At 70.9% G+C, this 23,331-nt stretch carries 20 protein-coding genes and 1 pseudogene; 7 read left to right on the top strand and 14 right to left on the bottom strand.

The genetic code is table 11. The features are described from left to right. Positions 1 to 214 precede the first annotated feature (214 nt). The 11 genes from ACFWI9_RS22285 to ACFWI9_RS22235 all read right to left on the bottom strand — a co-directional run bounded on the left by ACFWI9_RS22285 (position 215) and on the right by ACFWI9_RS22235 (position 12,723). Positions 215 to 1,315 carry a polyprenyl synthetase family protein gene (locus ACFWI9_RS22285; protein ID WP_387164466.1) on the bottom strand — a complete coding sequence of 367 codons (1,101 nt, stop codon included), beginning with the start codon at positions 1,313 to 1,315 and terminating at the stop codon, positions 215 to 217. Next, positions 1,312 to 2,703: a hydroxysqualene dehydroxylase HpnE gene (hpnE, locus tag ACFWI9_RS22280; protein ID WP_387164465.1), complete on the bottom strand. Its 1,392-nt coding sequence runs from the start codon at positions 2,701 to 2,703 to the stop codon at positions 1,312 to 1,314. The genes ACFWI9_RS22285 and hpnE overlap by 4 nt, the downstream gene beginning before the upstream one ends. A gap of 286 nt (positions 2,704 to 2,989) precedes the next feature. After that, positions 2,990 to 3,940, bottom strand: coding sequence for a presqualene diphosphate synthase HpnD (gene hpnD / locus ACFWI9_RS22275; RefSeq protein ID WP_387164464.1), 951 nt, complete (start codon positions 3,938 to 3,940; stop codon positions 2,990 to 2,992). Between the two features lie 8 nt (positions 3,941 to 3,948). Beyond that, positions 3,949 to 4,929, bottom strand: coding sequence for a squalene synthase HpnC (hpnC, locus tag ACFWI9_RS22270; RefSeq protein ID WP_387164462.1), 981 nt, complete (start codon positions 4,927 to 4,929; stop codon positions 3,949 to 3,951). 635 nt (positions 4,930 to 5,564) lie between these two features. Further along, the gene (locus ACFWI9_RS22265; protein ID WP_387164460.1) at positions 5,565 to 6,386 is read right to left on the bottom strand and encodes an ABC transporter ATP-binding protein; all 822 of its coding nucleotides are present in this window, start codon (positions 6,384 to 6,386) and stop codon (positions 5,565 to 5,567) included. Next, positions 6,373 to 7,302 carry an ABC transporter permease gene (locus tag ACFWI9_RS22260; RefSeq protein ID WP_387164458.1) on the bottom strand — a complete coding sequence of 310 codons (930 nt, stop codon included), beginning with the start codon at positions 7,300 to 7,302 and terminating at the stop codon, positions 6,373 to 6,375. Before ACFWI9_RS22260 ends, ACFWI9_RS22265 begins: the two co-directional genes overlap by 14 nt. 95 nt (positions 7,303 to 7,397) lie before the next feature. After that, positions 7,398 to 8,276: a glycosyltransferase family 2 protein gene (locus tag ACFWI9_RS22255; protein ID WP_387164469.1), complete on the bottom strand. Its 879-nt coding sequence runs from the start codon at positions 8,274 to 8,276 to the stop codon at positions 7,398 to 7,400. Positions 8,277 to 8,326: 50 nt separating this feature from the next. Continuing rightward, positions 8,327 to 9,106, bottom strand: a complete 780-nt coding sequence (locus ACFWI9_RS22250; protein ID WP_387164456.1) for a CDP-alcohol phosphatidyltransferase family protein — start codon at positions 9,104 to 9,106, stop codon at positions 8,327 to 8,329. Beyond that, positions 9,084 to 10,148, bottom strand: a complete 1,065-nt coding sequence (locus tag ACFWI9_RS22245; RefSeq protein WP_387164455.1) for an iron-containing alcohol dehydrogenase family protein — start codon at positions 10,146 to 10,148, stop codon at positions 9,084 to 9,086. Before ACFWI9_RS22245 ends, ACFWI9_RS22250 begins: the two co-directional genes overlap by 23 nt. After that, on the bottom strand, positions 10,136 to 10,873 hold the full coding sequence (locus ACFWI9_RS22240; protein WP_387164454.1) for a sugar phosphate nucleotidyltransferase: 738 nt from the start codon (positions 10,871 to 10,873) through the stop codon (positions 10,136 to 10,138). Before ACFWI9_RS22240 ends, ACFWI9_RS22245 begins: the two co-directional genes overlap by 13 nt. Continuing rightward, positions 10,870 to 12,723, bottom strand: coding sequence for a DUF5941 domain-containing protein (locus ACFWI9_RS22235; RefSeq protein ID WP_387164467.1), 1,854 nt, complete (start codon positions 12,721 to 12,723; stop codon positions 10,870 to 10,872). The genes ACFWI9_RS22240 and ACFWI9_RS22235 overlap by 4 nt, the downstream gene beginning before the upstream one ends. A gap of 239 nt (positions 12,724 to 12,962) precedes the next feature. Between ACFWI9_RS22235 and galE the strand changes: the two genes are divergently transcribed. From galE to idi, 4 genes and pseudogenes are all read left to right on the top strand, one after another. Then, positions 12,963 to 13,946 carry a UDP-glucose 4-epimerase GalE gene (galE, locus tag ACFWI9_RS22230; RefSeq protein WP_387164452.1) on the top strand — a complete coding sequence of 328 codons (984 nt, stop codon included), beginning with the start codon at positions 12,963 to 12,965 and terminating at the stop codon, positions 13,944 to 13,946. A 167-nt stretch (positions 13,947 to 14,113) separates the two neighbouring features. Further along, entirely contained in the window at positions 14,114 to 15,052 is a 939-nt protein-coding gene (locus ACFWI9_RS22225; protein WP_387164451.1) for a cation diffusion facilitator family transporter, read from the top strand. 182 nt (positions 15,053 to 15,234) lie between these two features. After that, a pseudogene (locus ACFWI9_RS22220) lies at positions 15,235 to 15,738 on the top strand (GNAT family N-acetyltransferase); the annotation flags it as partial. 147 nt (positions 15,739 to 15,885) lie between these two features. Further along, complete coding sequence (gene idi, locus ACFWI9_RS22215; RefSeq protein ID WP_387164449.1) at positions 15,886 to 16,479, top strand: isopentenyl-diphosphate Delta-isomerase; 594 nt, start codon at positions 15,886 to 15,888, stop codon at positions 16,477 to 16,479. On the opposite strand, the gene ACFWI9_RS22210 is transcribed toward idi, so the two are convergent. Then, positions 16,454 to 16,939 carry an ATP-binding protein gene (locus tag ACFWI9_RS22210; RefSeq protein ID WP_387164448.1) on the bottom strand — a complete coding sequence of 162 codons (486 nt, stop codon included), beginning with the start codon at positions 16,937 to 16,939 and terminating at the stop codon, positions 16,454 to 16,456. The genes idi and ACFWI9_RS22210 overlap by 26 nt on opposite strands. A gap of 217 nt (positions 16,940 to 17,156) precedes the next feature. On the opposite strand from ACFWI9_RS22210, the gene ACFWI9_RS22205 reads away from it, so the two are divergent. Further along, positions 17,157 to 17,930: an enoyl-CoA hydratase/isomerase family protein gene (locus tag ACFWI9_RS22205; RefSeq protein ID WP_387164446.1), complete on the top strand. Its 774-nt coding sequence runs from the start codon at positions 17,157 to 17,159 to the stop codon at positions 17,928 to 17,930. Between the two features lie 52 nt (positions 17,931 to 17,982). Here ACFWI9_RS22205 and ACFWI9_RS22200 read toward each other — a convergent pair whose 3' ends face one another. Then, positions 17,983 to 18,627 carry a DJ-1/PfpI family protein gene (locus tag ACFWI9_RS22200; protein ID WP_387164444.1) on the bottom strand — a complete coding sequence of 215 codons (645 nt, stop codon included), beginning with the start codon at positions 18,625 to 18,627 and terminating at the stop codon, positions 17,983 to 17,985. An 83-nt stretch (positions 18,628 to 18,710) separates the two neighbouring features. After that, complete coding sequence (locus ACFWI9_RS22195; RefSeq protein ID WP_387164442.1) at positions 18,711 to 19,700, bottom strand: GlxA family transcriptional regulator; 990 nt, start codon at positions 19,698 to 19,700, stop codon at positions 18,711 to 18,713. 146 nt (positions 19,701 to 19,846) lie between these two features. Here ACFWI9_RS22195 and ACFWI9_RS22190 point away from each other — a divergent pair, with 146 nt between their 5' ends. Continuing rightward, positions 19,847 to 20,710: a hypothetical protein gene (locus tag ACFWI9_RS22190; protein WP_387164440.1), complete on the top strand. Its 864-nt coding sequence runs from the start codon at positions 19,847 to 19,849 to the stop codon at positions 20,708 to 20,710. A 134-nt stretch (positions 20,711 to 20,844) separates the two neighbouring features. Then, complete coding sequence (locus ACFWI9_RS22185; protein ID WP_387164439.1) at positions 20,845 to 23,241, top strand: Tex family protein; 2,397 nt, start codon at positions 20,845 to 20,847, stop codon at positions 23,239 to 23,241. The last annotated feature ends 90 nt before the right edge of the window (positions 23,242 to 23,331 follow it).

Genomic DNA, 23,331 nt, shown 5'->3' with positions numbered 1-23,331 from the left:
TCTCTCAGAGCTTCGTGGGGGGGGGGGTCGCGCGGGCGGCCGGGGGCGGGGGGGGCCCCCCCCCCGCGACTGCGAGCTCATATGCGGTTGGGGGTGATCATCTCTCGCGCGGTCTTCTTCTCTCTCGCCTGATCGACTTCGCTTCCGGCCGTATGACCGGCCGCGCGACCGACCGTGTGATCGCCTGCGTGGCCGGTGCTCCGTACCGCCGCGGTCATCTCTTGCGTACGACCACGAAGTCGGCGAGCGCGACAAGCTGCGCCCGCACCCGGTCCGGCATCTCGATCCTGTCCAGCGCGCCGACGGCGATCGCATGCTGCCGGCGGGCCTCGTCGGCGGTCCACTCACGGCCGCCGGCCTCCTCGATCAGCGCCGCCCGGGTGGCGAACTCCGCCTCGGAGAAGCTGTCGAAGTCGCTGCTCTTGGCGTCGGCGGCGAGCAGCTCACCGAGCCGCTCGGACGCGGGGCCGCCCGCGGCGAGCGCGGCGACGACCGGAAGCGACTTCTTGCGCTGGCGCAGGTCGCTCCAGGTCTGCTTGCCGGTCGAGTCGGGATCGCCCCAGATGCCGAGCAGGTCGTCCACGGCCTGGAAGGCGAGACCGAGGTGGTAGCCGTAGGTCTCCAGGGTGTCCGCGGTGCGGTCGTCGGCGCCGCCGAGGACCGCACCGATGGATACCGCGCAGGCGAGCAGAGCCCCGGTCTTGTTGCCCTCCATCTCCAGGCACTCCTCGACGGTGACCCGCTCGCGGTGCTCGAAGGAGATGTCCTGGGCCTGGCCGTCGATGAGTTTCCGGGTGGCGGCGGTCAGCCTGCGGGTGGCGCGGCCCGCCTCGACGGTGCCGAGTTCCAGCAGGATCTCGTTGGCCAGCGCGAAGAGCGCGTCGCCGACCAGAATGGCCTGGGCGGGGCCGTGCACCTTCCATACCGTGTCGCGGTGGCGGCGCTGCTCGTCACCGTCCATCAGATCGTCGTGGAGCAGCGAGAAGTTGTGCACCAGTTCGACGGCGACTGCACCGGGAACACCGGCTTCGGGGGCTGCCCCGGCGACCTGGGCGGACAGCACGGCCAGGGCGGGCCGTACCGCCTTGCCGCCGTCGCCGTCGGCGGGACGCCCCTGGGCGTCGATCCAGCCGAAGTGGTAGGCGGCGACGGTGTCCATGGGCGGCGCGAGCCGGTCCACGGCGGCACGCAGCACCGGGGCGGACAGGGTCCGCCCGCGCTCGAGCAGCGCGGTGACGTCCACGCTGTCAACAGCCGGGTTCGCCGAGGGCGCAGTCGGCACTTTCTCTCCTCTGGTTCCACTGCTCGGTGTCATACCGCCTCCTTGAGCGGATGTTCATGGGGGCGGCCGAGGTCGGTCAGCGCGGCGGCGGCGGCGCTGATACCACTGCGCACGGCCCCCTCCATGGTCGCGGGCCAACCGGTGGCGGTCCACGAGCCGGCCAGGTACAGGCCGGACGCAAGAGTGCGAGCGGCGGGCCGGAGCCTGCCCACGCCTGGGGTGGGAGCGAAGGTGGCGGTGCGCTCCCGCGTGACGAAGAAGTCGCACACCTCCGCGCCGTGCGCGGCCGGCAGCAGCCGTTCCAACTCGGGCAGATAGCGCTCTCGCAGTACGGTGACCGAGGTGTCGATCTCGTCGTGCGCTGCGGACTGCGACAGGGCCAGATACTGCCCCTCGGCGAGACCGGAGGCGTCCGTGCGGTCGAACACCCACTGGACAGGGCTGCCCAGTGCGGCGAAGAACGGCTTTCGCAGGACCTTGCGGTCGTAGACCACATGGATGTTGAGGATCGGCGCGGTGCCGATGCCCAGCAGCCGGTCCGGATCCTCAAGCGCGCCTTCCGGAAGCAGGGCGTGGGTCTCATGCTGGGGAACGGCCAGGACGACGGTGTCCGCGTCGAGGCGCAGGGTGCCTGCTGTGACGTTCCAGCGGCCGCCTTCGGTGCGGGTCACGGCACTGGCACGTGTCCGTAGTTCGGTGCGGACCCCGGCGCAGTCGAGAGCCTTGCGGGCCAGCGTGTCATGGAGGTCGCCGAGCGGGACCCGGGCCCAGCCGATGTCGGCGGCGCCGGGTGTGGAGAGCAGCCCGGTCTTGAAGACCATCGCGGCCAGGCCCAGCGACGCATGGTCAGCCGTGGCGTTGAGGGTCGCCACACCCACGAGGTCCCACAGCGCCTCGATGGCGCGCCGGGACTGGCCGTGCCGCCCGAGCCAGGTGGCGAAGTCCAGGGTGTCCAGGGTGGGGTCGGCGGGGTCGAGGCGCGCGAGCGCGAGCGCTGCGCGCCCGACGGCCGCCCGCTCGGCGAGCGAAAGATGCGGATATCCGGCCAGGCTGCCGGCGAGGTGCAGTGGCACCGGCAGTGCGGCGCGGCGCAGGTGCCCGAGTCGCGGGCGCCGTGGGTCGGCGACGTCGAGTACGGGGACGTCGAGCCGGTCCTGGAGCGGTGCCAGTCGCGCGCCCTCGACGCGGTCGAGGAACCAGCGGTAGGCGGTGCAGCAGCGCAGATACACATGCTGGCCGTTGTCGACGCTCAGCTCACCGCGTCGGAACGAGAAGGCGAGACCACCGAGTCGCGGCCGGTTCTCGACCAGGGTGACGCGCAGTCCCGAGTCGGCGAGCTGCAGGGCCGCGGTGACCCCGGCGAGTCCACCGCCGACGACCACCGCGTGCGGCTGCGCAGTCGTGGCGCCGTGTGCCGTCATGGACCCTCCCCGACCTCAAAGCGCGGCAGGTACGACCTCGTCGCACCGGCTTGCGTGTCCCGCGTGGTCGACCGCATCGCCATGGGCGGAGACGCGGCGATGTCACGGAAGGTTGCACATCGGTTACGGATAGCCGGAGGACACGGTACACAACGGGCGACATCGCGAACACTCAGAGCACGGCAGGCACGACTGTCACAGAGGTCGCAGCGGGCACGGCAGGGACGGTCCAAGACGGTACGGGGAGTGCGGGGCGTACGGGAAGGGCGGGTGGTACCGAACCGCATCAGGTGCGCCTCCTGACAGCCTGCGGAATGACACGCCGGGAGACATGCCGGGCGTCGAACCCCGACAGCCCGCGGACGGCGACGTAGGCCTTCTCACGCCCCGGCAGCGAGACCCGGCCGCGCAGCACCGCGCCGGGGTCGCGCTCGATGCGGTCGAGCAGCCGCCGGTAGATCCCGGCCATGGCCGCGACACAGGCCCCGCTGCGCCGGTCGAGCATGGGCAGCAGCCGGTAACCCTCCGCGAACAGGCCCCGGGCGCGCCGTACTTCGTAGTGGACGAGGCCGTCGAAGTCCGCGCCGTCGGGCAGCACCGGTTCGGTGAGACCCGTGGAGCAGCCGAACTTGGCGAGATCGTCGGACGGCAGGTAGGTGCGGCCGTCCGCCGCGTCCTCGCGGATGTCACGGAGGATGTTGGTGAGCTGGAGGGCGAGCCCCAGCGTGTCGGCGTACTCGGAGGCACGGTCGGCGCCCCGCGCACCGGGCTGCGTACCGAACACACCGAGTGAGAGCCTGCCGATGGCGCCCGCCACGCACCGGCAGTAGACCTTGAGGTCGTCCCAGGTCTCGTACATCTCGCCGCGGACGTCCATGAGGACGCCGTCGATCAGCTCGTCGAGTCCACCGAGCGGGATCGGGAAGCGGCGCGCGGCGTCGGCGAGCGCCACGGCCACGGGGTCGGTGTCGTCCTCCTCGACCTTGTCGCCGCGGATCCGGCTGAGGAGCTCGCGGGTCGACTCGAGCCGCTCGCGCTTGGCCGACTCGCCGAGGCCGCCGTCGCCGATGTCGTCGACCCTGCGGGAGAACGCGTACAGCGCGGACATGGCCTGCCGTTTGTCCGCGGGCAGCAGCCGGATCCCGTAGGCGAAGTTGCGTGCCTGGTGTCCGGTGACCGCCTCGCAGTAGCTGTACGCGGCCCGCACCGGCGCGGACACGAGCGGGTGCTCCTCCATACCGCGGCTCACCCCTCTCTACCGGCTCTACGCAAGACAACTCCCACTTCGCGCATCAGTCCCGCCCTGGTCGGTCTGGGTGGTCCGGGGAGTACGTCATACCCGGCGGCCTCGATCGCCGCGAGGGCGGCGCGCCCACCGGCCACAAAACCGGCGAGCAGAAGCCTGAGCCTGCCGTGCACGCTGCCCACGAGCGGGAGGCCGTCACCGAGCAGCCGCCCCGCGCGGTCGGCTTCGAACGCGACGAGCGCGCGCACCTGCGCGTTCCCCGTCGGTGCCGCGAGGTCCGCCTCGGTGACCCGGAACCGCTCCATGTCCTCGGCGGGGAGGTAGACCCGGTCGGCGGCCAGGTCCTCCGCGACGTCCTGGAGATGCTCCACGATCTGGAGCGCGGTGCATACGGAGTCCGACAGGCGCACCCGCTCAGGACTGGTGGTGCCGGTGACGGCGAGCACGAGCCGGCCGACGGGGTTCGCGGACAGCTCGCAGTAGGCGGCGAGGTCCTCGTAGGTCTCGTAGCGGCCGACGAGCTGGTCCTGGCGGTTGGCCTCGATCAGGTCGGTGAACGGCTCGGGGGTGAGCGAGTGGCGGCGCACGGTGGGCGTCAGGGCGCGAAGCAGCGGATGGTGCGGGGCGCCCCCGTCCCCCGGGTGGGCATCGACCTGACCGGCGGGGGCAGCGGCGGTGTCATCGGCCGGGGCGACGGGGCCCGGGAAGACCCGCCGCAGATCGGCCTCGAACGCGTCCAGCATCATCAGCCGGTCCTCGGCCTGTGCGGGGTCGAGCCCGAGCTGGGCCGCGTCCACGCCATCGGGCGCGAGGTCACCGTCGCCGATGTCGTCGACGAGCCGGGCGTATCCGTACACCGCCATCAGGTCGTCGCGCCAGGCCCTCGGCAGGAAGAAGGGGGCCACGGGAAAGTTCTCGTCCGCGGCCTTGTCCAGTGTGGTGCGCGAGGAGGCGTCGGGGCGCACCTGCCGGGTTCCCATCACGTCGGGCTGCCCGCTGCGGGGACGGCACCGCGAGCGCGGAGCTGGAGATCTTCCGTCATGGCCGTCACATCTCCCGTTCTACACTGCCGACCCAATACGTCCTATTTGGGACACGCCGCCGTGAATCAGCACCGGCATAGCTTACGTTGTACAGCCCCCGGAGCCTGGGCGGGGTACCGCGAGCGTCACAAGAACACTGCGATCCGTTACCAACCACCTCAAGGGACACAGGAATTGACGCCTGGACGACTGGTTGACGCGCTCGCACGCCGCACCCGTCCGCCGGACGGCGGGTGCGCCCGGCGCCGGATGCCGACCGCGCCCGTCGGCGGCGTCCTGTCCGGGCGATCCTTGAGGATCAGCCCGCGGCGTCAGATGCATGGACCCTGCCCCCGGCCCCCTCGGGCCGAGGTTGGGGTCTCCCCCGGCCTCCGGGCCGAGGTTGGGGTCTCCCCAGGCCTCCGGGCCGAGGGGAAGCATCGCAAGGCGGTGGGGGTCCCCCCGCCGAAGACAGGGGGAGATCGTCCTCGTACTGGGCGTACTCGGACGACTCCGACAACGCCTTGAGGTCCCCTTGAGTCCGGAGGGCCTGGGAAGAGCCCACACCCAGACGCGAAGGCCTGGGGCCTTCGCTACTTCCCGGTTTCCCTCTCGTACACCTTGAGCACCTCGGCGGTCGGTCCGTCCATCAGCAGCTCACCCTTCTCCAGCCAGAGCACCCGGTCGCAGGTGTCCCGGATGGAACCCAGGCTGTGGCTCACCAGGAACACCGTGCCCGCGTGCTTGCGCAGCTCGCGGATGCGCTCCTCCGAGCGGATCTGGAACTTGCGGTCACCGGTGGCCAGAGCCTCGTCGATCATGAGGACGTCGTGGTCCTTGGCGGCGGCGATGGCGAACCGCAGCCGCGCGCCCATTCCGGACGAGTACGTGCGCATCGGCAGCGTGATGAAGTCGCCCTTCTCGTTGATGCCCGAGAAGTCGACAATGCCCTGGTAGCGCTCGTGGATCTCCTCCTTCGACATCCCCATGGCGAGACCGCCGAGGATGACGTTGCGCTCACCGGTCAGGTCGCCCATCAGGGCGGCGTTCACACCCAGCAGGGAGGGCTGGCCGTCGGTGTAGACCTTGCCGCTCTCGGTGGGCAGCAGTCCGGCGATGGCACGCAGCAGGGTCGACTTGCCGGAGCCGTTGGTGCCGATGAGGCCGATGGCCTCGCCTCGGTAGGCGGTGAAGGAGACACCGCGCACGGCGTGCACCTTGCGCACCCCGCGCGTCTGCTCGCCGCGGTCGCGCTTGAGCATCCGGCTCAGGGCGGCCGTGGCACTGCCCTTGCCGCCGCTCGCTCCGTTGACGCGGTACACGATATGGACGTCGTCGGCGATGACGGTCGGCACGCGCGCGTCATCCGGCGTCCTGATGTCGCTGATACCCCTGATGTCGTCAGCCACGGCCATAACGCTCCTCCGCCTTCCAGAAGTACACAAAGCCGACCACGCCGAGCAGGACCGCCCAGCCCAGGGCCGCGAACCAGACGTGCGTGGGCAGGTTCGACGCGTCGTATCCGTCGATCAGGGCGAAGCGGATCAGGTCCATGTAGACGGCCGCCGGGTTGTACATCAGGACCTCGGCGATCCAGGCCGGCTTGTCCGCGAGCATTTCCTTGATCGAGAACATCACGCCGGAGCCGTACATCCATGTGCGCATGATGAACGGCATCAGCTGGGCCAGGTCGGGGGTGCTGCTGCCCCAGCGCGCCATGATCAGTGCGAGGCCGACGTTGAACACGAACTGGAGCGCCAGCGCCGGGACGACCAGCAGCCAGCTCAGCGAGGGATAGCTGCCGAAACCGACCGCGACGAGCACCAGCACGATCATCGAGAACAGCAGCTGCTGGAGCTGCTGGAGCGCGAACGAGATCGGCAGCGAGGCGCGCGGGAAGTGCAGCGCCCGCACCAGGCCCAGGTTGCCGGAGATCGCCCGTACGCCCGCCGTCACCGAGGTCTGGGTGAAGGTGAACACGAACACACCCGTCACCAGGAACGGGATGTAGACCTCCTTCGACATCCCGCGACCCGCGCCGAGGATGAGCCCGAAGATCAGGTAGTAGACGAACGCGTTCAGCAGCGGCGTCGCCACCTGCCACAGCTGGCCGAGTTTGGCCTGGCTGTACTGGGCCGTGAGCTTCGCCGACGAGAAGGCGAGGATGAAGTTGCGCCGGCCCCAGAGCTGCCTGACGTACTCGAAGAGCCCCGGTCGGGCACCGCTCACCGAGAGGCCGTACTTGTCGGCCAGCTCCGCCGGCTTCAGCCCGGCGTCGGGAGACGGCGGAGCGGTCGTCACGATCGCCCCGTCATGGGTTGTGTCACTCACAAGTTGAAACTTTCGTGTTCAAGATGCGCGTCAGTTGGGCGCTCAGATGGCGGCCAGGACCCGGATTACGCCCGATGCTCTCAGACCTCGGCCGGTCATACGACCGGTGGTCGGCCCAGCCTTGTCAGCCGCCATACCGTACGCCACTTCATGGGCTTACGAGGTCCGCACGGAGTCGTCCAGCCCTCCTTGAATCCACCGAACCACGCCTTGAGCGCCGACATCGAAGGACGCCTGGCGAGTGTGAGAAGAATCCACACCCCGAGGTACAGCGGCACCAGTGGCGCGGGCAGATTGCGACGGGCAAGCCACACCCGGTTACGGGCCACCATGCGGTGGTAGACCGCGTGCCGCGACGGCGGCGTGGTGGGGTGGTGCAGCACCATGTCGGAGCGGTAGTCGATCATCCAGCCGGCGTCCAGCGCCCGCCAGGCGAGGTCGGTCTCCTCATGGGCGTAGAAGAACTCGTCCGGGAGACCGCCGACCTGCGCGATGACCTCGGTGCGGACGGCGTTGGCGCCGCCCAGGAAGGTCGTCACCCGCGAGGAGCGCATCGGATCCGAGGCCCTCAGCCGCGGCACGTGCCGGCGCTGGGTGGCGCCGGTCTCCGGGTCGGCGATCCGGAAGCTGACGATGCCCAGGCTCGGGTCGTCGGTGAAGGCCCGGCGCACCAGCTCCGCGGTGTCGGTGTTCGGCAGCAGACCGTCGTCGTCAAGGAAGAGCAGCGCGTCGACCCGCGTACCGGAGGGGCCGAAGGCCTCGATACCGACGTTGCGCCCGCCCGGGATGCCCAGGTTCTCGGGCAGGTCCACGGTCCGTACGAACGGGAAGCCGTCCACACCGGTCACCGGGGCGCCGTTGCCGACCACGACCACCTCGACCGGGTCGCCCTCCTGCTTGGCGACGGAGTCGAGCAGGGCGCGCAGATCGTCGGGGCGGTTGCCCATCGTGATGATGACGGCACCGAGCCTCATACCGCCGGTCCCGCTCCCGCCGCTCATGCTCTCGCTGGTCATGACCCCGCTCACCTCAGCCTGCTGGAGACGAGGATGGACACCAGGTGCAGCACGGTCTGGAGCAGCGCGATACCGGCCAGCACGGCGACGCCGAGGCGGGAGAAGAACAGGTCTCCCCGGACCTGGTCGGCGATCGCGAGCACCAGGATGAGCAACGACGCCTCGATGCCGAGCACCAGCCGGTGGAACTTCAGCGCGGCGGCGGCCCGGCGGGCGAGCGCCATCCCGGACGAGCGCGGCTCGGCCGCCGCGTCCTTCACCGGCTCCATCCCGGCCTGGTGCCGGGCCACCCCGACCAGGTCGGTCTCGGCCTTGATCAGGATCGCGCCGAGCGCGGCCAGGGTGCCCAGGAAGGCCCACAGCCAGTCGATCCGCCCGCCGCCCCACAGGTCGGCCGCGCGCAGGCCGAAGCCGACCAGCACCGCGGCGTCGCACAGATACGCACCGACCCGGTCCAGGTACACACCGGACAGGGAGTACTGCTTCTTCCAGCGGGCGACCTCGCCGTCCACACAGTCCAGCAGCAGGTAGAGCTGGACCATCACGACGCCGAGCACGGCGCCCCAGATGCCCGGCACCAGCAGGGCGGGCAGGGCCAGCACACCGGCCAAGGTCATCAGATAGGTCAGCTGGTTGGGCGTGACCTTGGTGGTGACCAGGATGCGGGTGATGCGCAGCGAGATCTCCCGCATGTAGAGGCGCCCGCCCCAGTGCTCACCGCTGCGCCGGTCCTTCACACCCGCCGGGTGCACCACCGGGCGGAGTTCAGCTACGGATGGTCTTGGCATAGTCGGCGTACGCGTCCCTGATCTGATCGGTGGACAGGTCGAGGTGTTCGAGGATGGTGAAGCGCCCGGGGCGGGTCCGCGGCGCGTACTCGACGGCTCGGACGAATTCCTCGGACGAGAAGCCCATCTCGTCGGGCAGCACCGGCAGCCCGTGCTTGCGGAGCACGGCCGCGAACAGCGCGGACTCCTCACGGGCGCCGCGCAGATGCATCGCGAAGGCGGCGCCGAGGCCGACCTGCTCGCCGTGGCTGGCGGCCCGCTTGGGGTAGAGCAGGTCGAAGGCGTGGCTGATCTCGTGGCAGGCGCCGGACGAGGGCCGGGAGTCGCCGCTGATCGACATGGCGATACCGGAGAGCACCAGCGCCTCCGCCAGCACCGTGAGGAACTCGTCGTCACCGACACCGCCGGGGTGGCGGAGCACCGCCTCGCCCGCTGTGCGGGCCATGGCGGCGGCGAGGCCGTCCACGGACTCCCCGGTGACCTCGTGGGAGAGCTCCCAGTCGGCGATCGCCGAGATGTTGGAGATCGCGTCGCCGATGCCCGAGCGGACGAATCTGACCGGGGCGGCGCGCACCACGTCCAGGTCGATCACCATGGCGACCGGCGAGGGCACGCCGTACGAGCCGCGCCCGTTGTCGTTGTCCAGGATGGAGATCGGCGAGCACAGGCCGTCGTGGGCCAGGTTGGTGGCGACGGCCACCAGGGGCAGGCCGACGCGCGCGGCGGCGTACTTCGCCACGTCGATGATCTTGCCGCCGCCGAGGCCGACGACCGCGTCGTAGCGGCGCTTGCCCTTGATCTCGTCGGCCAGCCTGACCGCCGAGTCGATGGTGCCGTCCGCGACCTCGTACCAGTCGGCGCCGGGCAGCACCGGGGCGAGCCGTTCGCGCAGCGCCTGGCCCGAGCCGTTGCTGATCGCGATCGCCAGCTCGCCGGAGGCGGAGATCCGCTGGTCGGCCAGCAGGCCGGCCAGATCGTCCATCGCACCGCGGCTGATGTCGACGACGACCGGCGACGGAATGAGCCGGGTCAGTACTGGCACGCGATCTCACGGCCCTTCGCGAGGTCGTCGTGGTTGTCGATCTCGACCCACCTGACGTCGCCGATCGGTGCCACGTCGATGGTGAAACCGCGGTTGACCAGCTCCTGGTAGCCGTCCTCGTAGTAGAGGTCGGGGTCGCGCTCGAAGGTGGCCTTCAGCGCGTCGGCGAGTTCTTCGGCGGCCTCGGGCTCGATCAGGGTGACGCCGATGTACTCGCCGGTGGCGGAGGCGGGGTCCATCAGCTTGGTGATCTTCCGGACGCCCTCGCCGTCGGCGGTGATCACCTTCATCTCCTCGTCGGCGAGCTGCTTCACCGTGTCGAGGGCGAGGATGATCTTCTGGCCGTTGCCGCGGGCGGCGAGCAGGGTCCGCTCGACGGAGACCGGGTGCACGGTGTCGCCGTTGGCGAGGATCACGCCCCGCTTGAGGACCTCACGGGCGCACCAGAGGGAGTAGGCGTTGTTCCACTCCTCGGCCTTGTCGTTATCGATCAGGGTGAGCTTGAGGCCGTATGCCGCCTCCAGCTCGTCCTTGCGCGCGTACACGGCCTCCTTGCGGTAGCCGACGACGATGGCGGCCTCGGTGAGGCCGATCTCCCGGAAGTTCTTCAGCGTGAGGTCGAGGACCGACAGGTCCCCGTTCACGGGCACGAGGGCCTTCGGAAGCGTGTCGGTGTACGGACGCAGACGCCGTCCGGCACCGGCTGCCAGTACGAGGCCGATCATGCGGGTTCTCCTTCGTCATGTACGGCGGGTGCTCCGGCGGAGACCCAGAAGCGGATGGACTCCACGAGCACCACCAGGGCCACGGCCACCGCGAGCGCGGTGAGCGCGACGGCGAAGCCGGAGCCCTGTGCCACCAGTACGGCGGCGAGTACCGCCACCGCGAGTGTGCGGCCCTCGTGGCCGCCGATCGTGCGCACCAGCCAGGCGGGCGGCGCGCCGGTGCCACCGCGGATGCGGTAGACCGTGTCGTAGTGATGGTAGGCGACTGCCGCGACCAGCCCGAAAGCCGCGGGCAGCGCCCCCTCGACGCCTGACCGGGCGGCGAGCAGCAGGATCACGCCGTACTCGGTGGCCCGGAAGACCGGGGGGACGAGCCAGTCGAGTGCGCCCTTCAGCGGACGGGCGACGGCGAAACCGGAGGTCGCGACGTACAGCGCGGCGGCGGCGACCGGCCACCAGCCGCCGGGGGCGGTGAAGGCGGCGGCGCTCACCACCACGGCGCCGCCGGCCACCGCGGCCAGCAGCGGTGTGAACGCGGGCAGCCGCCGGGCGACCGCGGCGAAGGCCGCCGCGAAGCTGTCGGCGAGCAGGCCCGAGTCCGCGAGGTCGGCGAGTGCCTGGGCGGCGCGGTCGGTCCGGTGCGCCTTGCGGGGCACCGAGCGCAGCACACGGCCCGCCGTGGTGTACAGCGCCGCGAAGGAGCAGCCGACGAGCAGGGCGTAGAACACGATCCGGGGCGTGGTGAGCGCCGTCAGCACGGCGATCATGGCCCAGCGCTCGCCGATCGGCAGCACGATCATGCGGCGTACCCAGACCGTCCAGCCGACGCTGTCGAGCCGGTCGGAGAGTGCCGCGGTGGGGCTGGTGTTGGCGGTTGCGTCGTGGTTGGCCTCGGTGAAGGAGAAGTCCACGACATGCCGGCAGGTCTGGAGCACCATCGCGCCGAGGGCCAGGGCCCAGACGTCGTCACCGTTCCTGGCCGCGCCGAGTGCGAGGCCGGCGTAGAAGGCGTACTCCTTGACCCGGTCGAAGGTGGCGTCGAGCCAGGCGCCCATCGTCGAGTACTTCAGGGCGTAGCGGGCGAGCTGCCCGTCGGCGCAGTCCAGTACGAAGGAGAAGAGGAGCAGCAGTCCCGCGGCGACATAGCCGCCCCGGGTGCCCGTGGCGGCGGCTCCCGCCGCTATCAGCGCGGTGAGCAGCGAGGCGGTGGTGACGTGGTTGGGCGTCATTCCGCGGCGGGCGCACCAGCGGGCGATATAGCGCGAGTACGGGCTGATGCAGAAGGTGGTGAAGAAGCCGTCGCGGGCCTTCACGGCCGAGCGCAGCCGTACGGCCTCGTCGTCCACGGCCTCGACGGCCTGCCGTGCCTCGGCACGGGCCTGCGGGTCCTGCGGCACGGTCGCGACGAGCGAGCCGAGGTCGGGGCGGTGCGTGGCGACGCCCTCGGTGGCGAGCAGGTCGGCGACCCGGTCGGGTAGCGCGGCGGCCTGGTCCGACGCTGGGGGCGCGGTGACGACCTCGCCGGTGTCCCCGCTGCCGGCCGCGGGTGCTCTCCCGGCCGCGCGTACGGCATCCAGCAACGCCGTACGCGCCTGAGGCTGGGCCGTCACCGCGCCCGGCACGGCAGCGGCCGGGAAGCGGGGGTCGGTCAGCCCGAGGCGCAGGGCGTGCAGATGGCCGACGAGACGCGGGTCCACGACGGCGACGCGTTCGCCTGCCGGGACCGCGGCGATGAGCGCGGCGGTCTCGTCGGCACCGGAGGCCGTGCGGACGTCGAAGCCCAGCGACCTCAGATCGCCTTCGAGCGGCGATCCGGGTACCGGCGGACCGGTGAGGATGGCGGTCGACAGACGGACTCACTCCTTGGCGCTGATGGGTGGCTTGCACGGCGTCCCGGCCCGGCACCCGGGCGGCGACATGTCGGCTGAGGCTATCGGATGACCGGAATCCCGGGCTCACCGAGGTTTGGGGGCCGTGGGGTCACCTCAACCCCACCCTCTAGATCATCAACGATGGGCACCCCGACCGACAAACCGCGCGCGGACCGCGCACGGAAGCGCCGGCGGCGGCGCCCCGTAGGGTGGCGGCTATGACGTGGCTGATTACAGGCGGGACGGGCTATATCGGCGCCCATGTGGCGGGAGCCATGGCCGAGGCCGGGGAGCGGGTCGTCGTGCTCGACGACGTCTCGACCGGCGTCCCGGGGCGGCTCCCCGAAGGCGTGCCCCTGGTGCGGGCCTCGGTGCTCGACCGGGAGGTGCTGGACCGGGTGCTCGCCGAGCACGCGATCACGGGTGTAGTGCATCTCGCGGCGAAGAAGCAGGTGGGGGAGTCTGTGGAGCATCCGCTGCGCTACTACGCCGCCAATGTGCACGGGCTCACGGTCCTGCTCGAAGCCGTGGTCGCCGCGGGCGTACGGCGCTTCCTGTTCTCCTCGTCCGCCGCCGTGTACGGGGTGCCCGACGTGGAGCTGATCACGGAGGACACCCCCGCCGTTCCGATCAACCCGTACGGCGAGACCAAGCTCGTCGGCGAGTGGCTGGTCAGGGCGACCGGGCAGGCGCACGGCATCGCCACGGCCTGCCTGCGGTACTTCAATGTGGCGGGAGCGGCACGGCCCGAGCTCGCCGACACCGGGGTGTTCAACATCATTCCGATGTTCTTCGACCGGATGACCCGGGGTGAGGCCCCGCGGATCTTCGGCGATGACTATCCGACTCCGGACGGCACCTGCGTCCGCGACTACATCCATGTCGCGGACCTGGCCGACGCGCACCTCACCGTGGCCCGGCGGCTGGCCGCGCAGGACGGCGCGGGCGATCTCACTCTGAACGTGGGCCGCGGCGAGGGCGTGTCGGTACGCGAGCTCGCCCGGCTGGTGGCGGAGGTGACGGGGCACGGCACTCCGGCGGTCGTGGCACCCCGGCGGCCGGGTGACGCCGCGCGCGCCGTCGCCTCGGTCGAGCAGATCGGCAGGGAGCTGGGCTGGACGGCGACGCGCGGGGTGCGCGAGATGGTCGAGTCGGCCTGGGAGGGATGGTTGCTGCGCCATCCCGAAGCCGCCGCCCGCTGACTTCACCACGTTCTGACCTGCGGACATAACCGCAGGTCAGAGCACATGACAACGGTGTTCAGCTTCGTGTTGCCGGATACCCCCCACCCGTAGTTCACTGGGCCCCGGTCGGTCGATCGGACAGATCGCTCACCGACTCATCCGACAACTTTCCGGGAGGCAGGCTCATGGGGGCTGGGCACGACCACGGCCATACGCATGGCGCACCGCCGACGGGCACCGCGGCCGCCGCCTACAAGGGGCGGCTCCGGGTGGCGCTGGCGATCACGCTGAGCGTGATGGCCCTGGAAATCGTGGGCGGCATCCTGGCCGACTCGCTGGCGCTGATCGCGGACGCGGCGCACATGGCCACGGACGGCCTGGGCCTGGCCATGGCGCTGCTGGCGATCCATTTCGCCGCCCGCCCGGCCGACGCCCGGCGCACCTACGGCTTCGCCCGGGCGGAGATCCTCGCCGCCCTGGCCAACTGTCTGCTGCTGCTCGGCGTGGGCGGGTTCCTGCTGTACGAGGCGGTACAGCGGTTCATCACCCCGGCCGAGACCAAGGGCGGGCTGGCCATCGCCTTCGCTCTGGTCGGCCTGATCGCCAACATGGTGTCGCTGGCCCTCCTGGTGCGGGGGCAGAGCGAGAGCCTCAATGTGCGCGGTGCCTATCTGGAGGTGCTCGCGGACGCGCTGGGCTCGGTGACGGTGCTGGTCTCGGCGGGCGTCATCCTGGCCACCGGCTGGCAGGCGGCCGACCCGATCGCCTCGCTGGTGATCGGGCTGATGATCGTGCCGCGCACGGTCAAGCTGCTCAGGGAGACGCTGAACGTCCTACTGGAAGCCGCGCCCAAGAACGTCGACATGGCGGAGGTGCGTGAGCACATCACGGCCCTGCCGGGTGTGGAGGACGTCCACGACCTGCATGCCTGGACCATCACCTCGGGGATGCCGGTGCTCTCGGCCCATGTGGTGGTCGCACAGGAGGTGTTGGACACGGTCGGCCACGAGAAGATGCTGCACGATCTCCAGGGTTGCCTCGGGGCCCACTTCGACGTGGAGCACTGCACCTTCCAGCTTGAACCGGGAGGCCATGCGGAGCACGAGGCCAGGCTGTGCCACTGATTGGCTGCGCGCCCGAACGGTGTCTCCCGGTGTAGGCGAGGTCCTGGAACCGGGTTGGGTACGGGCACATCGAGCCGATGCCTGACGGGAAACCACCAGCGCGGGTCGGCAGCCGTACACCGAACCGGCTGCCGACCGGGAAGATGGGCGCCATGACGCGACAGAGTGACCTCGAAGGCGCCCGCTGGCGGATCCGCCCCGAGACGGCCGCCGATCGGGCAGCCGTCCACGCCGTCAACGCGGCGGCGTTCCCGACCCCCGATGAGGCCGACCTCGTGGACGCGCTCCGCGAGGACGGGACGGCGTGGCTGCCCGGGCTGTCGTACGTGGCCGAGGCACCGGACGGCTCGATCGCGGCCCACGCGCTGCTGACCCGCTGCCGGGTCGGGGGCGCGCCCGCGCTGGCGCTGGCGCCGTGTGCCACCGCGCCCGGGTTCCAGCGGCAGGGTGCGGGCACCGCAGTGATCCATGCCCTGCTGGACGCAGCACGGGCGCGTGGTGAGCGTCTGATCGTGGTGCTGGGCCATCCGGATTTCTATCCCCGCTTCGGGTTCACTCCGGCCTCACGACTGGGAATCGCACCGGGGTTCGACGTCCCCGACGAAGCGATGATGGCACTGGTCCTGGACGGTTCCACTGACGTACCGCGGGGCATGATCACGTACCCCGGAGCCTTCGGGGTCTGATCCACCGTCCCGTCCGCGTCTGCCGCCCGTCAGCACGGCAGCGCGGCAGGCGCGGACATGCCCCAAGAGCGGCGAATGAGGAACAAGACGCCTTTTTGCGGCAGACTGAATCGGCCCCCAGGCCGTGGACCGAAGCGAAGGATGGCTATGCCGACCACACCCGCCACCGCGGCGAACAGCTCGCCGAACGGCACTATGCAGCCGATCTTGCTCGAACTCGTCGACGAGAGCGGCCGGACCATCGGCACCGCGGAGAAGCTCGCCGCCCATCAGGCACCCGGTCAGTTGCACCGGGCCTTCTCGGTGTTCCTCTTCGACGAGCAGGGGCGGTTGCTGATCCAGCGCCGTGCCCTCGGGAAGTACCACTCCCCCGGTGTCTGGTCGAACACTTGCTGCGGGCACCCGTACCCGGGTGAAGCACCGTTCACCGCCGCTGCCCGGCGCGTCTACGAGGAGCTCGGTGTGTCGCCGTCCCTGATGGCGGAGGCGGGCACCGTTCGCTACAACCACCCGGATCCGGCTTCCGGTCTGGTCGAGCAGGAGTACAACCACCTCTTCGTGGGCATGGTGCAGGACTCACTGCGGCCCGACCCGGAGGAGATCGACGGCACGGCGTTCGTCTCGGCCGCCGAGCTGACCGAGCGGCACGCCGGTGACACGTTCTCCGCGTGGTTCATGACGGTGCTGGACGCCGCCCGCCCCGCGATCAAGGAGCTCACAGGTTCGGCCAGCGGCTGGTAGCCCACCGGTCGGGGGCCTCCAGGGGCAGCATCACCCAGATGACCTTGCCGCCGGTGGTGGTCTGCTCCACGTCGCAGCTACCGCCCGCCTCCCGGGTGATCTCCCTGACCAGCAGTAGACCGCGACCGCCGGTCTGCGCGTAGTCGGTCTCCAGCGCCCTGGGTCGGTACGGGTGGTTGTCCTCGACGGCCACCCGGATCCAGTCGGCACCGATCGCCACTTCCACGGCGAGCTCGGGTGAGAGCAGAGCCGCGTGCCGCACGGCGTTGGTCACCAGCTCGGAGACGATCAGCAGCAGCCCCTGGAGCAGTTCGTCCCGCACGGGAACGCCCTGGCGCCGGATCAGATCACGGACGGCGTGCCGCGCCTGGGGAACCGAGACCTCCACTGCCGGTGCGATGAACCGCCAGACGCCTTCGTACGACAGTGACCGCGCCGGGACGCTGCCGGGGCTCTCCATAGTCCCGCACCCACCCTCGTGAATCGTGGTCAGGAAGCCTGGCCCGAGTGGTCAGGGAACCTGTTGACCAGCTGTCTGATCGAGTGTGGGAACGGGCTGGTCCATGCCGGCTCGCCGACCGTAAATAGACGCCTATCGGTGATTCGCGACCGCTCAGGTCCGGTCTTGCCAGCGGCCCGACGGATCCTGCTCGGGCACCGCCCGATAGCATCCGGTCATGGACCGAACGGAGCCGCAGCAGGGGCAGATCTCCGCGGTGGTGGCGGACTCGGTTGCCACCGTCGTCATCGGCAATCCCGGCAAGCGCAATGCGATGACCGCCGCGATGTGGACCGCACTGCCGACCCTGCTGGAGGGACTCGCACGGGATCCCGCCGTCCGGGCACTGGTACTGACCGGCGCGGGGAGCACCTTCTGCGCCGGTGCCGACATCTCCTCGCTGCGGGCTCACACACCCGGTGCGGACGAGGACCCGCAGAGTCTCGCGGTACGCGCCGAGGAGGCGCTCGCCGCGTTCCCCAAGCCGACCATCGCGGCGGTGCGCGGCTACTGCGTGGGGGGCGGCTGCCAACTGGCCGCCGCCTGTGATCTGAGGTTCGCCGAGGAGGGCGCCTCCTTCGGTATCACCCCGGCCAAGCTGGGCATCGTCTACCCGGCGTCCTCCACCCGGCGGCTGGTGGGACTGGTCGGGCCCGCGACGGCGAAGTACCTGCTGTTCTCGGGTGAGCTGATCGGGTCGGAGCGAGCGCTGCGCACCGGCCTCGTGGATGAGGTGCTGCCGGAGGACGAGCTGGGCAAGCGGGTCGCCGAGTTCACGCGCGTCCTGGTGAGCCGATCCCAGCTGACCCAGGCGGCGGCGAAGGAGTTCGCGGCGGGGCGCACCGACCGGGACGCCCACTGGACGGCCCAGGCGCGCTCCAGCGGCGACTCCGCCGAGGGTGCCGCCGCCTTCCTGGAACGCAGGGCACCGCGGTTCACCTGGACGGGGTGACGGCGCGGCCGGTTGTGTGTGTCGCCGGCGACGCGGCCGCGCCGAGCGGTCGTCAGCCTGCTTCGACCACCGCCTGCCCGGAGCCGCTGCGCCAGTAGGCGACGATGTCCGCGGGCGCCTTCTCGGGTGAGCCCGCGTCGTAGGGCGGCTGCGGATCGTATTCGGTGAGCAGTTGCACGGTCTGGGCGACCCGGTCGCCCGCGATCCGTCCGAGCAAGTGAAGCGCCATGTCGATACCGGAGGACACTCCGGCGGCGGTGACGTACTTGCCGTCGAAGACGACACGCTCGCCCGTCGGTTCCGCGCCGAGATCCCGTAGCGCGTCGAGTGCCAGCCAGTGGCTGGTGGCCCGGCGGCCTTCGAGGAGTCCGGCGCCCGCCAGCACGAGGGACCCCGTGCACACGGAGGTGGTCCAGGTACTGCCCGCGTCCATGGCCCGCAGCCAGTCCAGGACCAAGGGGTCCTTCATCGCGTCCCGCGCCCCGGGGCCACCGGGCACGAGGACGATGTCGGCGGCTGTCATCTCGGCGAAACCGCGGTCGGCGTGCAGGGTGAGGTTGTCCTGGTCGTTGCGCACCGGTCCGGCGTTCGCGGCCACGAAGACGGTCTTCGCGCCCGGCATCCGGCTGAGCATCTCGAACGGGCCCACGGCGTCGAGTGCGGTGAAACGGTCGTAGAGCACTATGGCGATCTGCATGGTGCGGGGCTCCTCTGCGTCGGCGAAAAGGTGGGGCAGGGTCGGGTCGGGAAAGTCGGAGCGGTCTGAGCAGTCAGGGGCGGTCAGAGTCGGGGTGCCGTCGCGGTGCGCGGGGCGCTGAAGCGGCGGCGGTACTCGGCGGGCGCCGTGCCGACGGCCTTGACGAAGGCGCGCCGCATCGCCTCCGCCGTGCCGTAGCCGCAGGCGCGGGAGATCTGCTCGACACCGTCGTCCGTGTCCTCCAGTAGGCGCCGGGCGTGCTCCAGCCGCACCCGGTCGACATAGCGCCCCGGTGTGGTCCCGGTCTCCGATCGGAAGGCGCGGGCGAACTGACGGGGCGAGAGCCGGGCGCGGGCGGCCAGGGCGTCGACCGACAGATCGCCGCCGGGATGCTCGGTGATCCACTGCTGGACGTCGCGCAGCGGTTCGCGACGGGCCGTCTGCGCGGAGAGCTGCGCGCTGAACTGCGCCTGGTTGCCCGGACGGCGCAGGAACACCACCAGATGACGCGCCACGTTCAGGGCGATATCCCGGCCCAGGTCCTCCTCGACCAGCGCGAGCGCGAGGTCGATCCCGGCGGTGACACCGGCCGATGTGGCGATCCGCCCGTCCCGTACGAAGATCGGATCCGGATCGACCGCCACCCCCGGATGGTCGCGGGCGAGGGTCTCGCAGAGTGACCAGTGCGTGGTGGCCCGGTGCCCGTCCAGCAGCCCTGCCTCGGCCAGCAGCAGCGCACCGCTGCAAACCGAGACCAGCCGCTGAGCGCCGGGAGCGTGGATCCCGAGCCACTCGATCAGCCGGGCGTCCGAGTGCCTGGTGCCCTCGCCGCCCGGGACGATCAGGGTGTGGGGCGGCCGGCAGTCGCCGAGGGTGCGGTCGGGCACGAGGGTGAGCCCGCTGGAGGTACGGACGGGTGCGCCGTCGAGGGACGCTGTGCGGATGCGGTATGTGAACGGCGCGCCGGGGGACTTGCCGGCGCCCGCGAAGACTTCCAGGGGGCCGGTGACATCGAGGCTCTGCACTCCGTCGAAGAGCACGATCAGCACGGTCCGCTCGGGTTGCTCGGGCATGTATCCATGGTCAGCGCCGACCCCGAACGACCGCAATGACAAGAATCCCACCTTTCCAGCCATCGGGCGCGTGCACCTGGCCCCGCTGAGCCCTTCCTCAGAGCCCGGACTTTCCAACGTACCGACCAGTCGGTAACGTGCGGTTCATGACCTCTCTGCCCCCACGCGCGGCGCGCCGCTGCGCCGGCGCCCTCAACTCGACGCACGCCATCGTGTACTTCTCGCCGGACCTGCCCGCGTCCTTCGCCGGGATCGGGATCGAGGACCGCAGCGCAGCCGCCCTCTCCGGGCGGGCAGCGGCGCTGGGCGCCGTCGGTCCGGGCACGGTCGCGGCGGCGTTCTCCAACTACAACCACGAGCTGCTCTCCCACCACTTCCCCGCGGTGTGGGAGACAGCGTCGCCCGCCACCGTGCTGGCCGCCCGGCTGCGAGCCGTCGATGCGACGCTGCGCAGGCTCCTCGGTGACGAGGGGGTCGAGTCCAGGGAGATGGCCGAGGCCGCGGGACTGGCACTGCGCGCCACGGAGGCGTGCAGCCGCCACGCCCGGCCGCTCTACTCGGCACACGCCGATCTGCCCGTACCGGATGAACCGCACCTCGCGTACTGGCACGCGGCGACCCTGCTGCGTGAACACCGTGGTGACGGCCATCTCGCCGTGCTGCTGTCGGCCGGGCTCGACCCGCTGGAGGCGATGGCCAGCCACACCGCCACCGGCAAGGGCATGTCACCCCGCTGGGCCCTCGCCAGTCGTGGCTGGCGGCGCGCTGACTGGGACGCGGCGCGCGAGCGGCTGCGCGAGCGCGGACTGCTCGGCGCCGACGGCGAACTGACCGCGGAGGGCAAGGTGTTGCGCGAGGAGCTGGAGGTCGGGACCGACCGTCTCGACGCCGCCCCGTACGAGCACCTCGGTCTGGCGTCCGTCGAACGCCTCACCGAGCTCGCGTATGGGTTCCTGAACACGGCGGTCTCTTCCGGTGCGTTCCCCGCGGATCTGATCGGCAAGGACTGACCGCTGTCGCCGCGCCCCGGAGGGGGCACGCGACACGGCCCCCGGCCACCCGGCAGAATGCAGGCAAAGGGGCCGCGGACCAGACCGCACGGGCCCCCAGGCACAGCCAGCATCAGAAGGCGAGTCGGGAAACCGTGACGACGTCCATCGAAGGCAGGATCGCCGAGGAGCTCGGCGTACGCGAGCGGCAGGTGAGGGCGGCTGTCGAGCTGCTTGACGGCGGGTCCACCGTGCCGTTCATCGCGCGCTACCGCAAGGAAGCGACCGAGATGCTCGACGACGCGCAACTGCGCACACTTGAGGAGCGCCTGCGATATCTGCGGGAGCTTGAGGAGCGGCGCACCGCGATCCTGGAGTCCGTACGCGAGCAGGGCAAGCTCACGGACGAGCTTGCGGCGCAGATCCGGGCGGCCGACACCAAGGCCCGCCTCGAGGACATCTATCTGCCGTTCAAGCCGAAGCGGCGCACCAAGGCGCAGATCGCCCGCGAGGCCGGTCTCGAGCCGCTCGCCGACGGGCTGCTCGGCGATCCCTCCGTCGAGCCGCTCGCCACCGCGGCAGCGTTCGTGGACGCGGACAAGGGCGTGGCCGATCCGGCGGCCGCGCTGGAGGGCGCCCGGGCGATCCTGACCGAGCGTTTCTCCGAGGACGCGGACCTCATCGGCGAGTTGCGCGAGCGGATGTGGACGCGCGGGCGGCTCGCGGCGAAGGTGCGGGAGGGCAAGGAGGAGGCCGGCGCCAAGTTCGCCGACTACTTCGACTTCGCGGAGCCGTTCACCGAGCTGCCCTCGCACCGGGTGCTGGCGATGCTGCGCGGTGAGAAGGAAGAGGTCCTCGACCTGGTCCTGGAGCCCGAGGAGCCGTCGGACGAGCCCGGCCCCTCGACGTACGAGGGAATGGTCGCGCGCCGTTTCGACGTGGCCGACCGTGGCCGCCCTGCCGACAAGTGGCTCGGGGACACGGTGCGCTGGGCCTGGCGGACCAGGATCCTCGTGCACCTCGGCATCGATCTGCGGACGCGGCTGCGGACCGCAGCCGAGGACGAGGCGGTGCGGGTCTTCGCGGCCAACCTGCGCGACCTGCTGCTCGCCGCCCCGGCCGGCACCCGGGCGACGCTGGGTCTCGACCCGGGTTTCCGCACCGGTGTGAAGGTCGCCGTCGTGGACGCGACCGGCAAGGTCGTCGCCACGGACACGATCTATCCGCACGTCCCGGCGAACAAGTGGGACGAATCGCTGGCGAAGCTGGCACGGCTGGCCAAGGAGCACTCCGTCGAGCTGGTCGCGATCGGCAACGGCACCGCGTCCCGCGAGACGGACAAGCTCGCCACCGAGCTGATCGCCAAGCACCCAGAACTGAAGCTGACCAAGGTGATGGTGTCCGAGGCGGGAGCGTCCGTGTACTCGGCCTCCGCTTTCGCCTCGCAGGAGCTGCCGGGACTCGATGTCTCGCTGCGCGGAGCGGTGTCGATCGCACGCCGGCTCCAGGACCCGCTGGCCGAACTGGTGAAGATCGACCCCAAGTCGATCGGCGTCGGCCAGTATCAGCACGACCTGTCCGAGGTGAAGCTGTCCCGTTCGTTGGACGCGGTGGTCGAGGACTGTGTGAACGGTGTCGGTGTGGACGTCAACACGGCGTCCGCGCCGCTGCTTTCGCGGGTGTCCGGCATCGGTACCGGGCTCGCCGAGAACATCGTGTCGCACCGCGACGCCAACGGCCCGTTCCGCTCCCGCAAGGAGCTGAAGAACGTGTCCCGGCTCGGCCCCAAGGCGTACGAGCAGTGCGCGGGCTTCCTGCGGATCCGCGGTGGCGACGACCCGCTGGACGCGTCCAGCGTGCATCCCGAGGCGTACCCGGTGGTGCGGCGGATGGTGAAGGACACGGGCAGCGAGGTGGCCGGGCTGATCGGCAACACGGCGGTGCTGCGCTCGCTGCGCCCGGATGACTTCGTGGACGAGAAGTTCGGTCTGCCGACGGTCAGCGACATCCTGCGCGAGTTGGAGAAGCCGGGACGCGACCCGCGACCGGCGTTCAAGACGGCGACCTTCAAGGAGGGCGTCGAGAAGCTGGCGGACCTGGCGCCGGGGATGGTGCTGGAGGGTGTCGTCACCAATGTCGCCGCCTTCGGCGCGTTCGTCGACGTCGGCGTGCACCAGGACGGTCTGGTGCATGTGTCGGCGATGTCCCGCACTTTCGTCAAGGACCCGCGGGACGTGGTGAAGCCGGGTGATGTGGTGAAGGTGAAGGTCCTCGACATCGACATCCCCCGCAAGCGGATCGCTTTGACGCTGCGGCTGGAGGACGAGGCGGCGCAGAAGACCCCCGGTGGCGGTGGCACCGGCGGCCAGCGCCGTGAGCGCGGCCAGGGCGGTCGCCCGCCCCAGCAGCGCCAGGGCGGTGCGGGGCGCGGTGGCAACGGCAGCGGCGGTAGCGGTGGCGGTCGCCCGGCAGCGGCTCCGGCGAACAGCGCGATGGCGGATGCCCTGCGCAAGGCGGGGCTGCTCGGGCCGAACAAGGGCGGCGGCAAGTAGCAGCCCTGCGGAGCGCGGGGGGGGGGGTGACGGCCTCCCGCCCCCCCGCGGGCCCTCACCTGCCCCCAAATCGCCCTAACAACACCCCCC

Origin of the sequence: Streptomyces sp. NPDC127084, assembly GCF_042724175.1 — a bacterium.
In the GTDB taxonomy this organism is placed as follows: domain Bacteria; phylum Actinomycetota; class Actinomycetes; order Streptomycetales; family Streptomycetaceae; genus Streptomyces.
The sequence above is the reverse complement of the archived record's forward strand: the minus strand, read 5'-3'. Positions and strand labels throughout refer to the sequence as shown.

Excerpts from the sequence above, each read along its gene's own strand:
- ACFWI9_RS22285 (WP_387164466.1), bottom strand. The coding sequence starts at position 1,315 with ATGACACCGAGCAGTGGAACCAGAGGAGAGAAAGTGCCGACTGCGCCC.
- hpnE (WP_387164465.1), bottom strand. The coding sequence starts at position 2,703 with ATGACGGCACACGGCGCCACGACTGCGCAGCCGCACGCGGTGGTCGTC.
- hpnD (WP_387164464.1), bottom strand. The coding sequence starts at position 3,940 with ATGGAGGAGCACCCGCTCGTGTCCGCGCCGGTGCGGGCCGCGTACAGC.
- hpnC (WP_387164462.1), bottom strand. The coding sequence starts at position 4,929 with ATGGGAACCCGGCAGGTGCGCCCCGACGCCTCCTCGCGCACCACACTG.
- ACFWI9_RS22265 (WP_387164460.1), bottom strand. The coding sequence starts at position 6,386 with ATGGCCGTGGCTGACGACATCAGGGGTATCAGCGACATCAGGACGCCG.
- ACFWI9_RS22255 (WP_387164469.1), bottom strand. The coding sequence starts at position 8,276 with ATGAGGCTCGGTGCCGTCATCATCACGATGGGCAACCGCCCCGACGAT.
- ACFWI9_RS22250 (WP_387164456.1), bottom strand. The coding sequence starts at position 9,106 with ATGCCAAGACCATCCGTAGCTGAACTCCGCCCGGTGGTGCACCCGGCG.
- ACFWI9_RS22240 (WP_387164454.1), bottom strand. The coding sequence starts at position 10,873 with ATGATCGGCCTCGTACTGGCAGCCGGTGCCGGACGGCGTCTGCGTCCG.
- galE (WP_387164452.1), top strand. The coding sequence starts at position 12,963 with ATGACGTGGCTGATTACAGGCGGGACGGGCTATATCGGCGCCCATGTG.
- ACFWI9_RS22225 (WP_387164451.1), top strand. The coding sequence starts at position 14,114 with ATGGGGGCTGGGCACGACCACGGCCATACGCATGGCGCACCGCCGACG.
- idi (WP_387164449.1), top strand. The coding sequence starts at position 15,886 with ATGCCGACCACACCCGCCACCGCGGCGAACAGCTCGCCGAACGGCACT.
- ACFWI9_RS22210 (WP_387164448.1), bottom strand. The coding sequence starts at position 16,939 with ATGGAGAGCCCCGGCAGCGTCCCGGCGCGGTCACTGTCGTACGAAGGC.
- ACFWI9_RS22205 (WP_387164446.1), top strand. The coding sequence starts at position 17,157 with ATGGACCGAACGGAGCCGCAGCAGGGGCAGATCTCCGCGGTGGTGGCG.
- ACFWI9_RS22200 (WP_387164444.1), bottom strand. The coding sequence starts at position 18,627 with ATGCAGATCGCCATAGTGCTCTACGACCGTTTCACCGCACTCGACGCC.
- ACFWI9_RS22195 (WP_387164442.1), bottom strand. The coding sequence starts at position 19,700 with ATGCCCGAGCAACCCGAGCGGACCGTGCTGATCGTGCTCTTCGACGGA.
- ACFWI9_RS22190 (WP_387164440.1), top strand. The coding sequence starts at position 19,847 with ATGACCTCTCTGCCCCCACGCGCGGCGCGCCGCTGCGCCGGCGCCCTC.